9 protein-coding genes and 1 pseudogene are annotated in these 12,508 nt (G+C 51.5%); 9 read left to right on the top strand and 1 reads right to left on the bottom strand.

Annotated elements, in window-relative coordinates; all coding sequences use genetic code 11:
* Positions 1–31: 31 nt before the first annotated feature.
* From JSQ97_RS00955 to JSQ97_RS00930, 6 genes are all read left to right on the top strand, one after another.
* Entirely contained in the window at positions 32–1,384 is a 1,353-nt protein-coding gene (locus tag JSQ97_RS00955; RefSeq protein ID WP_239446815.1) for an MATE family efflux transporter, read from the top strand.
* A 623-nt stretch (positions 1,385–2,007) separates the two neighbouring features.
* Complete coding sequence (locus tag JSQ97_RS00950) at positions 2,008–2,949, top strand: PhoH family protein (RefSeq protein ID WP_205074319.1); 942 nt, start codon at positions 2,008–2,010, stop codon at positions 2,947–2,949.
* On the top strand, positions 2,933–4,657 hold the full coding sequence (locus tag JSQ97_RS00945; protein WP_205074318.1) for an HD family phosphohydrolase: 1,725 nt from the start codon (positions 2,933–2,935) through the stop codon (positions 4,655–4,657). The genes JSQ97_RS00950 and JSQ97_RS00945 overlap by 17 nt, the downstream gene beginning before the upstream one ends.
* Positions 4,650–5,132: an rRNA maturation RNase YbeY gene (gene ybeY / locus JSQ97_RS00940; RefSeq protein WP_205074317.1), complete on the top strand. Its 483-nt coding sequence runs from the start codon at positions 4,650–4,652 to the stop codon at positions 5,130–5,132. Before JSQ97_RS00945 ends, ybeY begins: the two co-directional genes overlap by 8 nt.
* Before the next feature lie 8 nt (positions 5,133–5,140).
* Entirely contained in the window at positions 5,141–5,944 is an 804-nt protein-coding gene (locus JSQ97_RS00935; protein ID WP_205074316.1) for a hemolysin family protein, read from the top strand.
* Positions 5,922–8,132, top strand: coding sequence for a tetratricopeptide repeat protein (locus JSQ97_RS00930; protein ID WP_205074315.1), 2,211 nt, complete (start codon positions 5,922–5,924; stop codon positions 8,130–8,132). The genes JSQ97_RS00935 and JSQ97_RS00930 overlap by 23 nt, the downstream gene beginning before the upstream one ends.
* Positions 8,133–8,135: 3 nt before the next feature.
* Here the strand turns inward: JSQ97_RS00930 and JSQ97_RS00925 are convergent, their stop codons facing one another.
* Positions 8,136–9,041, bottom strand: a complete 906-nt coding sequence (locus JSQ97_RS00925; protein ID WP_205074314.1) for a tetratricopeptide repeat protein — start codon at positions 9,039–9,041, stop codon at positions 8,136–8,138.
* Positions 9,042–9,123: 82 nt separating this feature from the next.
* Between JSQ97_RS00925 and JSQ97_RS00920 the strand changes: the two are divergent.
* The 3 genes and pseudogenes from JSQ97_RS00920 to JSQ97_RS00910 all read left to right on the top strand — a co-directional run.
* Positions 9,124–9,450, top strand: a pseudogene (locus tag JSQ97_RS00920) (hypothetical protein); the annotation flags it as partial.
* 107 nt (positions 9,451–9,557) lie between these two features.
* Positions 9,558–10,695, top strand: a protein-coding gene (gene prfB, locus JSQ97_RS00915) for a peptide chain release factor 2 (protein ID WP_205074312.1) whose coding sequence is annotated in 2 segments (ribosomal slippage) — positions 9,558–9,626 and positions 9,628–10,695 — 1,137 coding nt in all. Because the reading frame shifts where the segments join, the coding sequence is not laid out codon by codon here.
* 97 nt (positions 10,696–10,792) lie between these two features.
* Positions 10,793–12,424 (top strand): hypothetical protein, encoded by a 1,632-nt coding sequence (locus tag JSQ97_RS00910; RefSeq protein ID WP_205074311.1) that lies wholly within the window; start codon positions 10,793–10,795, stop codon positions 12,422–12,424.
* The last annotated feature ends 84 nt before the right edge of the window (positions 12,425–12,508 follow it).

The following is a 12,508-nucleotide window of genomic DNA, read 5'->3' as shown; positions in this document are numbered from 1 at the left end:
GAGCGCGGCATTCCCTATACACTGGGTAGCAATGCAGGAAAATAAAATGGGCACGATGCCCGTCACCAAGCTTATCTTGAACATGTCGCTTCCGATGATGTTTTCGATGTTCGTACAGGCGCTTTACAATATCGTCGACAGCGTATTCGTCGCGCAGATAAACGAAAATGCGCTTACGGCGGTATCGCTCGCGTTCCCCGTTCAGGGGCTTATGATTTCCGTAGGTGTCGGAACGGCGGTCGGCGTCAACGCCCTCCTTTCGATGCGCCTCGGACAAAAAAAGCAGGACGATGTGAACGCCGCCGCCGAAAACGGGCTCTTTCTCGCCGTGTGCAGCTTTATCGTCTTTTTCGTTATCGGTCTCTTTTGTATGCGTCCCTATCTTGCAAGTCAGACGGACAACCGTGAAATCATCGAGTTCGGCATGGAGTATTTGAACGTTGTCGTACTCGGCTCTTTCGGTATGTTTTCCGCAATCATGCTTGACCGCCTTTTGCAGGGAACGGGGCGTACGGTCTTTACGATGTATTCGCAGACGGCAGGCGCGCTCACGAATATTATTCTCGATCCGCTTCTTATCTTCGGCATCGGTCCTTTTCCGCGCATGGGCATGACGGGGGCGGCGCTCGCAACCGTTATGGGGCAGTGGCTCAGCATGTGCCTGTCGTTCGTCTTCAATATAAAAATCAATAAAGAGATTCAATTGCGATTTTCGCGATTCCGCCCCGACGCGCTCGTAATAAAGCAGATTTATAAAGTCGGCGTGCCGTCGATACTGCTTAATTCGATCACGTCGGTTACGACCTATTTTTTGAACCTCATTCTCGGATCGTTTTCGTCAACGGCGATCGCGGTGTACGGCGTGTATTTTAAGCTGAACAGCTTTATCTTTATGCCGGTTTTCGGTTTGAATAACGGCATCGTTCCGATCATCGCGTACAATTACGGAGCGGAACACAAGAAGCGCATCGTGCAGGCGATCAAAAGCGGTATCATCCTTGCCGTCTGCATTATGGCTTTCGGTACGCTTATTTTCGAACTCTTTCCGGTGCAGTTGTTAAAGCTCTTTCAAGCGTCGGATACTATGCTTGCGATCGGAGTGCCCGCAATGCGCATCATCGCATCGAGCTTTGTCGGTGCTGCAGTCGCGATTTCACTGTCGTCGGTATTTCAAGCGTTCAGTTCGGCGATGTACAGCATGTTCGTTTCTTTTGCGCGGCAGCTCCTCGTACTTTTGCCCGCCGCCTACCTTTTGTCGCTTGCCCGCAATATTGACGACGTATGGCTGGCCTTTCCGATCGCGGAAGTCATGTCGCTTTCTCTTTCGTGCTTTTTTATGGCGAGAGTGTACCGCGCGAAAATCAAACCGCTTGCGGAGCGGTAGGGTGGTCTGCTTCGCTCTGTAAGTCGAAAGGCGAAAAACGGCCGAGCCGTTTTTCTTTTATCCGTGCGGAGGCTTTCATATCTCATCCTTCCGGATGAAATAGAAGGTATGAAAGCCGACTGCAATTCCTTATGAGGACACACGGAGTAACGCTTGCGTTGCTCCGTGTGATAGGAGACGCGCATAATTCCTGCGCGGGGAACTTCGCACTAACGCGCTCGTTGCAAGTCGCGCGGGGAACTTCCTTCAACGCACGGCACGGACGCCGTGTCGCACCTTCGCAAAAACGGTCGCGTATTTTTGCGTAGCAAAAATACGGTAGTGAGCGGTTCACGGATGCACCGCGAACGGCCACTGCTCGAAATCGCTCTGTAAGTCGAAAGGCGAAAAACGGCCGAGCCGTTTTTCTTTTATCAACACGCGCGCAAATCCTCCGCATTGCTCGGATTTGCTTTGGTAAGTCGGGAGTTGAAAAACGCCTGCAGCGTTTTTCTTTTATCAGAGACGCGCATAATTCCTGCGCACTGCTCGGAATTATGCGCTCTTGCATAAATTATCCTCTGCCTTTATAATTTTATACAATAATTTGACGGTGATGATCGGAGTGCGGGTACCGGAGGGTTGTGGATAGCGCTTATACGATAGTCGTGCCGGATGCCGACGTTTTGTCCTGCGTCTGCGGCACGAACGACAGCAATTTGAAACTCATCGAAGAGCATTTGGGCGTGCCGGTATTTACGCGGGGAAACGAGCTTTCCGTAGATGAAGAGGATCCTGCCGTCCGCGAAAAGTTTCGCTTTATCATCGATCGGATTCTCGACGAAATAGAAAGCGGTGACGAAGACGGCGAAAATATCATCGCGTCCGTTTTAAATACGCAGCCGCGTCTCGACATTTCACGCTGTGCGATTTCGATCCCCGGAGGTTTTCGGAAGATATATCCGCGTTCGGACAATCAGGCGCGGTATATCGATATGCTCCGCTCGTTCGACATGGTCATCTGCACGGGAGCTGCGGGCAGCGGCAAAACCTTTCTCGCGGTCGCCGAAGCGCTGAAAATGCTTCTTTCCCACAATACATCGAAACTCGTCGTAACGCGCCCCGTCGTCGAAGCGGGAGAAAGTCTCAGCTATCTGCCCGGCGATTTGGAACAAAAACTCAATCCCTACTTGCGTCCGTTTTACGACGCTATGGAATCTCTTATGCCGAGGGAAACGGTACGGCGCCTTGTCGAATCGGGTGCGGTCGAAACGGCGCCGCTTGCGTATATGCGCGGACGGACGCTCGAAGCGAGCGTCGTCATTCTCGATGAAGCGCAAAACACGACGCGCGAACAGATGAAGATGTTTTTGACGCGGATGGGCGAAAACGCGAAAGTGTTTGTCACCGGCGATATCACGCAGATCGATCTGCCGCGCCGGACGGAAAGCGGACTCGTCCACGCGCTCGGCTTATTAAAATCGATTCCGGATATCGGAACGATGAAATTGACGGCGGACGACGTGATACGCGCTCCGCTCGTAAGAAAAATAGTAAAGGCGTATGAAGATGAAGAAAGACAATGACGATCGCGGTTTTGCAGCGGTATGTACCGAATATATTAAAAAGCACTGGCGCGTTATCCTTTTGATCGTTGCAGGCTATATCGCCGCTTCCGCTCTCAATTTCGTAAACGTTGCGACGAGCCAGACGATAGCCTCTTTTTCGCTTGACGATTTTGAAATAGGGCAGATCGCCGACCGCGACATAATCGCACCTCGGAACATTGCCGCTACTTTCGATAACCCGATCGTGATTCAAAAAGGCGAGCGGATCATTCACAAGGGATTTGCGATCGAGCAGGAAAATTACGACAAACTTCGAAAACTCGCCGAATCGCCCGCATATTTCGATTACCGGAAATTCCTCAATAATGAATTATTTTTGCTTGTTCTCGGCGTCGTGTGGTTTTTACTGTTCGCATTCCTGCCGTTCGGGAGAAAAATTCTTTTAAGTGAATCGGTGTTGCAAGTCGTTTTTTCCCTTTTCATCTATGCCGCCGCCGCGTTTGCGCTTAAAACGGCTTCTTTTTCCTCACCGTATATGCTGCCGGTGATCATCCCGTCGGCGTTCTGTACGCTGCTCGTTGCGATTTTATACGGGCAGCTTCCTTCGGTGTTGTTTTGTGTTCTAGCCGCGTTCGGCGTATACAATGCAACCGGCTGGGCGCTCATTCCGTTTTTGTATACGATACTCTCGTGTCTTGCGGCGACGAATATCGTGCGAAAGATCGAGCGGCGGATCGATATGGTCATCGCGTCTCTTTTGCTTGCCCTTGTCGATATCGTATGCATGATCGTACTCATCGTCATCGACAACGAAAGCTTTCAGAGAATGCCGATCGCGATCGCAGGTGCCGCGTTCAACGGATTTATTTCCGGCATCCTCGCACTCGGTTTTTTGACGCCGCTTGAACTCGTGCTGAATACAGCATCGGTATTCCGCCTCATGGATTTAAGCGATCTCAACAATCCGACGATGCGCCGCCTCATGCTTAGAGCGAGCGGCACCTATACGCATTCGCTCATGGTCGCGCAGCTTGCCGAAAGCGCGTGCCGCGAAATCGGCGCAAACTCGCTCGTCGCCCGCGTCGGCGCGTATTACCATGACATCGGCAAAATGGATCAAAGCGAATACTTTGTCGAAAACCAAACGGGCACGAATAAACACGACGACATCAATCCCTCTCTTTCGGTTGCCGTCATTAAAAGCCACGTAAAGCGCGGCGTCGAAAAAGCCCACCAAATGCATTTGCCCGAGCAGATCATCAACATCATCGCAGAGCACCACGGAAACAGCGTCATTTCGTATTTTTACAACGCGGCAAAAGAAAAGGACCCGAACGTGAGTCCCGAAGAATTTCGATACACTGGTACTCCTCCGACGACTCGTGAAAGCGCCGTCGTCATGCTTGCCGATACCGTCGAAGCCGCGTGCCGCACGCTTGAAAATCCGTCCGCATCGCGCCTCGATAAATTTATTCAAATGCTGTTCAACGCAAAGGTCGAACACGGTCAGCTCGACAACTGCGATTTGACGTTCCGCGATATGTCGAAGATAAAGGGCGCTTTCGTTCAGTTGCTCGCAGGCTACTATCACAACAGGATCGAATATCCGAATCAAAAAAATCCCGACGATGATAAAAAAGACGGCAGAGAAAACAAAGTTCCCGATAAAAAAGGGGACGACAAGATAAGCGATAAAAAATCGGATGCGGGAAAATCGAATGGCTGACAGGATCGCCGTGTCCCTTTCCGAAAATGTCGCGCCTCCGTCATGGATTGAAAGCGTCGCGCCGTTTACGGAAAAGGCGCTAGATGCGCTCGGTTTTTCCGGAGAGGAGATTTCGATTTTGCTGTGCGACGATGCGTATATGTCGTTTCTCAACAAAACGTACCGCGGCATTGAAGGGACGACCGATGTACTCTCCTTTGAAAACGGAGCTTCATATATAGACGAAGAGGGCGTGCAGTGGAAGTGTGCAGGCGACATCGCGATCAGCCTCGACACGCTTTCGAAAAATGCGGCCGCGTTCGAGACGGACGAAAACTCGGAGCTCAAGCGTCTTATCGTGCACGCTCTTTTGCATTTAAACGGATACGATCACGGAGAAGAGCATATCGAAGCGGGTAAAGCTCCCCAATGCGATATGCTCGTCATACAGGAACAGGCGCTTGCGAAATTGTGCGGCGAAAAAATAATTGGGTAAGGTGGTATATGGGATTATTCGGTTTAGGACGCAAAAAGGAAGAAGCCGCTTCCGATGCGGAAGCGGTCAGTCCCGAACAGCAGGAAATTATCAACGAAGAAAAACGGAGCATGATACGCGGCATCGAAGATCTGTCGCACACGACGGTAAAGGAAGTGATGATCCCGCGCATCGACGTCGATTTTATTTCCGTCGATACCGAACTCGACGAACTCATGGAAAAGATCGCCAAAAGCGGTCACTCGCGCATTCCGGTGTACAGCGAATCCATCGACAATGTGGTCGGCATACTTTACGTCAAAGATTTGATTCATATTTTCGCTTCTCATGAAACGGTCGATCTCGAAAAGATCCTCCGCAAAGCGTATTTTATTCCCGAATCGAAGCGCATCGATTCGCTTTTGCGCGAGTTTAAACGGCGGCATCTGCACATCGCGATCGCTATCGACGAATACGGCGGTATCTCCGGTATTGTTACGATGGAAGATATCATCGAAGAGATCGTCGGCGACATTCAGGATGAGTTCGACAACGAGCGGGAAGATATCATCACGCTCGGAAACAATATTTGGCTGTGCGATGCGCGCATAGATTTGGACGATTTGAACGAAACGATCGGCGCGGCGTTTCCGACGGAAGACTTCGATACGCTCGGCGGCTTTGTATTCGATTTGCTCGGAAAGATTCCGGTAAAATACGAAAAGGCATCGTGGGGCGGATTCGATTTTATCATACAGGATATGGAAGGTCACCGTATCAATATGATAAAAGTGATACGGAAGAGCGGAGATGAAAACGAGGATGACAAATAATATGACGCGCAAGCGGCGGACGGATAAAATCCGCTTTCACTTATCGACGGAGTCCGTCATCGATGCGGGTGTGCAAAAAAAACGGAAAACCGTTTTCTGTGCGTTGTGCGTTCTCCTTTTGGCGCTTCCGCTTTTTGCTTCTCCTCCGACGGCTGCCGAATTGTATTCGCGCGGCGTCGAACGGCAGAACAGCGAAGAGTGGTACGAAGCGACGGAACTTTTTTTGGAAGCCGTGCGCGTAAATCCCGCTTATGCAGATGCGTGGTTCCGCCTCGCCGAGTGCGCGTATCAGCTCGGCCAATACGACACGGCGCTCGGCTATCTTTCGTCCGCCGAAAAATATGCGCGGAACAGTACGGCTGTGCAAAATCTTCGGGGCATGTGCCGCATCGCGCTCGGAAACCTTTCCGAAGCTCGGCTCATATTCGAAAAAATATTGGCGCAGTATCCGAACGACGTCAACGCGAGATTCGGTATGGCGGAACTCGAACTTTTCAGCGGGAGGATTTCCGCAGCCGAAGGAAAATACGCCGAAGCGCTTGAGAGAGATCCGTCGAACCGCAAAGCTCTTTTAAGCCTCGCCTTCGTTTCAGCCGAGCGGGGTAACAGCTCCGCTGCCGCCCGCTATATGTCGCAGGCGCTGCGCTATCATTCGGGCGAAGCGGAAGTGCACTATATGAGCGCAAAGCTCGCCGCAATGCAGGGCAATCTTTCAGCCGCCGAAAAAGCGGCTCGCACGGCAGTTGAGATAAACAGCCGTTACGACAAAGCGTACGAACTGCTCGCTTCGATATTGTATTCGGAAAATAAATACGCCGATGCGATCGACGTTTCGGATTTCAGAATAGCGAGGTCGAGGAATGTGAACGGCGCGTGGTATTTAAAAGGGCTTTCTCAATATCGATTAGGAAATACTGCCGATGCGATAGCGACGTGGACGACGGGGCTTTCGGTCGATCCTTTTGATGAAGTGATGCGTGCGGCTCTCGAACTCGAGGTCAATAAAACCGTTCCGATCGAAGATGCGCGGAGAAAGGAATGGGCGAAGTGGCACATAAAAAATGCGGGCGAATATATGAAGCGCTTTGACGGCACGGGTGCAAGCTACGAGTACCAGCGGGCGCTGAAAGTAAACCCGACGGACACCGCGGCGCGCAGAGCCTTTGCCGAAATGCTCGACATAAACGGTTTGCACGAACTCTGCCTCGAACAGCTTAAATTCGTACAGGATAACCGCGATCCCCTTTCAAGCGTTTCTTCGCAAGCGCGCCGTACGAGCGAAAAGCGCTTGGACGATGCCGTCGAAGCTTACGATTCGCTTTTACAGGATTCGCTTGCAAAACGGTGGAACGTCGAACCCTTTTACCTCGATAAAATACGCTGGCGCATCGGTCTATACTATACGCAAAATACCGCGCGCTTCGTTCACGCCGATTCTCCGATGATCACCGCCGAGTTTGCCGCCGATATGTTTTCGGGCGTTTCCGTCACATTCGTGCACGCACGAACGGCTCCCGTTTCGGGTTTCGGGGAAGCGTACCGAAAAGCGCAGAGTGCGGGCGAAGATTATTTTATCATGCTTTCGCTCGACGAAGGCGAACGCGATATCGTCCTCGATGCGGCAATGTATTCCGGTCGTACGGGTTCGGCAGTCAGACGTATGTCGTTTTACGGCACCGGAAGCGGACGCTATACGAACGTGCTGCGCAGGTTGCGCTCCTCAGTCCTTTCGAGTTTGCCCGTCCGCGGGAACATCCTCGACAGGAGCGGGACGAATTTATTGATCGATGTCGGGCGATCCGAATTGCTGCAAAAAGGCGCGGTGTTCGCCGTCGTGCCCAAGGGTGCGCTCAAAACGGCGGATTCGGAAATCGGATTGACATACGCCGACAAGGATGCGCTCGGCACGCTTACGATCACCGAAGCGGGAGAAGAAGTGTCGGAAGGCGAGTTCGTAAAGAGCGGATTTTACGATCGGGTAAACACGGGCGATGAAGTTATGCTTGTTTCGATGCCCGATAAAGCTGCGGAAAGCAAAGCGAGAAACGCTTCGCGCGTCGTCGATAATGCGCCGTCTGCCGGTACCGGAAAGGCTGCCGACTCGGGACAGCCGAAAGCGGTATTGGCCGGCGATTTGGGCGAACGGAGAAATCCTGCGCTCGTTGACATCATCCGCAGTATTTATTAATTATTAATTTTTCGGCAGCTGCATGAAGTCGAGCGACGAATCGATCCATTTTTTTGCGAGGGAGGGGTAGGCGTCGGCCGCGTACAAAAACGCGTTTACCGCATCGGCGTAGTTTCCGCCGAAATAGTAGGATTCGCCCAAATAAAAAAATGCGCGGGACGTAACCGCATCGCTTCTGTTTGTTGCAAGCAGGCGCAAAAGTTCGGTTTGAGCTTCCTTGTATTTCCGTTTGATAAAGGTCGTTTTCAAAACGTCGAACAAAAGATAATCGTCACCTCCGTCGGGCGAAATCAAATCCTCTTCGAATACATGGGGTGAAAGCGGTTCGCGCGTTTTTTCCGCCGAACCTGAAAGAAGCCGCGCCTGCTCTCTCGTGTTTTTGCTCATAGCCGTCCGTTTGTTTTCGTTTACGCTTTCGATCAAATCGATGTAAGGAAGCGGCGTTTCGCGTACGGCGCCTTCCGGGTAGAGCTTTTCCCGTGCGGATGCACTCGTATCTTTTGCGGCGTTTTTTTTCGGGAGCCGGGCGTGCACGCCGTTTACCGTTGCGTTTACCGAGGGAATGACGATGTCGTAGCGTCCTTTTTCCGTAACGGCAACGACGGCATAATAATAATCTTTATAATCGGGAACGCTGTCGGCAAACGATGCGCTGTCTTTTGCAAGTTGTGCGACAGGGTCGAGGGACGCTATCTGCGAAAAAGACGCGACGGGCGCTTCCGTTCGAAATACGGCGAGAGAAGTGACGGCCGGTTCGGGGTTTTCAGGCGGCGTCCACGTAACGGAAATACGCTTCGCCGACCCGGCTTCGGCTTTTATGCCGGTAACGATGGGACACTCCGATGCAAAAGCGGCGAAGGACGCGGATATAAAGACGGCTGTGATGACGAGCGGTCGAAAATGCTTCATAGGAGTATGATAGCGCGAAACGGCGCGAAAATCAATTCGCGTACACTCCCTTTGACATAATTCGTTCTTTCTTTTATGCTTATACGATATGTTCGTGTCGGTTGTTCTCGATCCGGGCGGGGTCGATACGGCTCAGTCGCTCGCTTCGGTGCTCTCTCATTACGGCTTTCGCAAAGTACAGCGCGCGTGCTGGGAAAGCGCGGATATCGGCGTCATGCAGCTTTCTCAGCTCAAGCGGGAAATCGACCGCGTGACGAATTACTATGACACGGTGCGTATGTATCAGTATCCGATGCAAGGGATGTTTTCCATAACGGAGCTCCGGCGCAAAAAATGGCGGAGATGTCTATTAAAGGCGGACGATGCGGAAAACGAAGCCGGTGCAAATACGTCGAAAGAAAATTCCTGAAGATTGTAATTTCGGAAAACGATATTATTAATCCGGATGTCGATTGTTAATTTTTACTGTTGACGATTATCGGTTTGAAATGCGATTATTAATTTTGGAGTGTCGATATGATTGAAGATTTAAAAATGCCCGTTTCATCTCTTCGCGAAGATATCATGAACGTTTGGGGGCGTCTTTGACGCTGCGAGTATAGATAAAAAGATCGCCGAAAAGGAAGCGCTCACCGCATCTGTCGGCTTTTGGGACGACAGCGAAAAAGCCGGCATCGTTATGAATGAAATCAAACGCTTGAAAAACCGCGTCGAACCGTGGCGTGCCTTATTGAAAAAACAGGACGATTTGGAAGCGATGTTGGAACTCGCCGAAGAAAGCGGCGGTGCGGATGAAGAAGCGGAAGCGCAGCAAATGTACGGCGACACCAAAGCGGAGTTCGAAAAGCTCAACATCTTGAATCTGCTTTCGGGCGAAGTCGACCCGAACGATGCTTTCCTTTCGATCCACGCGGGAGCCGGAGGAACGGAAGCTGAAGACTGGACTTTTATGCTGAGCCGCATGTATACGAGGTGGGCTGAGCGGCACGGATTTAAAATCGAAATCGTCGATCAGGAAGAAGCCGAAGGCGGACTCAAATCGATTACGATGCAGATTTCGGGCGATTACGCGTACGGCTATTTGAAGTGCGAAGCGGGAATTCACCGGCTCGTGCGCATCAGTCCTTTTGACGCGAACGCGAGAAGGCATACGTCTTTTTCGTCGGTGTACGTGTATCCCGTTCTTGACGATACGATCGAAGTGAATATCCGTCCGGAAGATCTCCGCGTGGACACATACCGCGCGGGCGGCAAGGGCGGACAGCACGTCAATAAAACCGAATCGGCCGTGCGCTTTACGCATATTCCGACGGGCATCGTCGTCGCGTGTCAGAGCGAACGCAGTCAGCTGATGAACCGCGAAATTGCGATGAATATTCTTCGTTCGCGCTTGTACGAATATTACCGCGAACAGAGAGAAAAAGAAAATTCGAAATACAGCGGCGAAAAAAAAGACATATCGTGGGGCAATCAAATCCGCTCCTATGTGTTCCAGCCGTACACGATGGTCAAAGATCACCGCACGAAGTGCGAGTCGGGCAATATCCAAGCGGTTATGGACGGCGACATCGATCAATTTATGGACGCGTTTCTCATTGCCCTGTGGAAAGGTCTTCCGATGGAAGGCGGCGGAGACGATGACGAAGAAGTGTAATCGGCTGATTTCAAGTTTTCCAAAAATCGAATTCTTTCGATCGTTTCGCCGTTCAAATGCTAAAATTTTTTTGTACGGCTTTATTCATATTTTCTGTTTGATTTCGATTGCGCCCGCCGCCGATACATCCGCAGGTTTCGATTGGATTATCGGCGCTGAAAAATTTTCGCTTGCAAATAAAAAAGACCCCTCTCCGTCCGATGATGCCGCCTTGCGCGCCGTTCCATCCCTCATCCTCGAGCAGCTCGCGGAAAATCTCGAGCGGGTACCGACGGCGGAAGAGAAGCTCGACCGAAGCGAATACGCGCTTTCGAAAAGCAGAACGGATCTCTTTTTGCAGCTTTCGCGGGAAGTGCAAGTTCGGGATTCTCTCGTGCTCGGCAATCACACCGAAAAGCAGCTTGCAGGAAAACTGCGAGAGGCGGATAAAAAGATCGCAGAGTTGAAAATAAAAATCGAAGAAAATCTTATCGAAGAGGAAAAAGAACGCGAAAAAGCCGCACCCGATATGGAACGCGAGAGGCGGCGCAGAGAAAACATCGAAGCAGGCGCGGTCGTGACCGACAGAAAGTCCGATGCGGAACGCAGCGACAGAGAGCGCTTTATTAGTTTATTTCGGCGCGATGCGGACGATGTGGGCGAAATCGAACGCGTGAGTTTGTATAAAGGCGATTTTTCCGTGCTCTTCGATGCGGGGGAAGATGCGAAAAAAGCGGGCTATGAAAGCCGCTCGTTCGAAAACGCCGTTGTCGCCGCAAAGATCAACGCGCTTTTAACCGGTACGATGACCTCTTACGGGGATTACGTTTTCGTCAGCGTGTCGCTCATCGTGTATCCGGGCGCGAAAGTTATCGGTACCGTAAGCGATGTCGGAAGTCTTGCGGATATCCGCCGGCTTGCCGTACGCATTGCGCGCCGCCTTACGCCTGAAATAACGAATGCTATGCCCGTGGAATTGCTTTTTACGGTCTCGCCGCCGGAAGCCGCAGGGCACATCACGATCAGCGTCGACGATATCGTGTACCGGGAAGTCCCCGACCGTCTTGTCGTACAGGCGGGCGTTCATTCGGTTTTGTTTTCCGCTCCCGGTTTTAAACAGGCGGGCACATCTTATGCGTTCCGGGGCGCGAGAAGTTTTTCGATTTCGGCGGAACTCGTTCCGGATAATCCGTCGTCGCTTTTTATTCGCTTAAAAAAACCGATCGTCGGAACGCTCTTTGCAAACGGAACGGAAGCGGGCAAAATCGACGAAGAAAATCTTCCGATAAAATTAATAATCAACGATGAGCCGGTGCTCGGTCAGTTTATCACGGAAGACGGATCCGCCGCCCCGTTTTACATTGCGTATCGCATGCTCAAAGACAACGCTTCCCTCGCCGTACGTGCCGAACCCTTTGACAGAAGCAAATATATCGATACGAGGAGGCGCCGGTTGTACACGTCGTACAGCGTGCTCATCACATCCCTTTTGGCGACGTTTTATACCTACGGCACTTTTTATACCGAGAGCATCGCGTATTCAAAAGGCTATACGGATATCGAGAGCGCAAAAAAGTGGCAGAGTGCATCTCAAGTGTGTACGGGCATATCCATCGGATGCGGGGCATGGTGTATATATGAACTCGTGCGGTATTTTATCGCTGCGGATAAAGTGCTTCCCGCCCGCGCCCGCACCGTAAAAGGCGCGCGCGATGTCGGGGAAGCCGAGTCGATTTCGATCGGAAGATAACGGAGATACGATAAAAAGCGCCGTCTGAAATATCGCCGTCGCTGGAGTCTAGAGCCGAAAAACGCTGAAGCGTTTTTCTTTTAT

It is taken from the genome of Treponema sp. Marseille-Q4523 (genome assembly GCF_016901105.1).
Taxonomy (GTDB): domain Bacteria; phylum Spirochaetota; class Spirochaetia; order Treponematales; family Treponemataceae; genus Treponema_D.
This window is presented reverse-complemented; position numbering and strand designations above follow the sequence as displayed.

Bases quoted from the DNA above. Each gene is read 5' to 3' on its own strand.
- JSQ97_RS00925 (WP_205074314.1), bottom strand. From the start codon at position 9,041: ATGAAGCATTTTCGACCGCTCGTCATCACAGCCGTCTTTATATCCGCG.
- JSQ97_RS00930 (WP_205074315.1), top strand. From the start codon at position 5,922: ATGAAAACGAGGATGACAAATAATATGACGCGCAAGCGGCGGACGGAT.
- JSQ97_RS00955 (WP_239446815.1), top strand. From the start codon at position 32: ATGCAGGAAAATAAAATGGGCACGATGCCCGTCACCAAGCTTATCTTG.
- JSQ97_RS00935 (WP_205074316.1), top strand. From the start codon at position 5,141: ATGGGATTATTCGGTTTAGGACGCAAAAAGGAAGAAGCCGCTTCCGAT.
- ybeY (WP_205074317.1), top strand. From the start codon at position 4,650: ATGGCTGACAGGATCGCCGTGTCCCTTTCCGAAAATGTCGCGCCTCCG.
- JSQ97_RS00945 (WP_205074318.1), top strand. From the start codon at position 2,933: ATGAAGAAAGACAATGACGATCGCGGTTTTGCAGCGGTATGTACCGAA.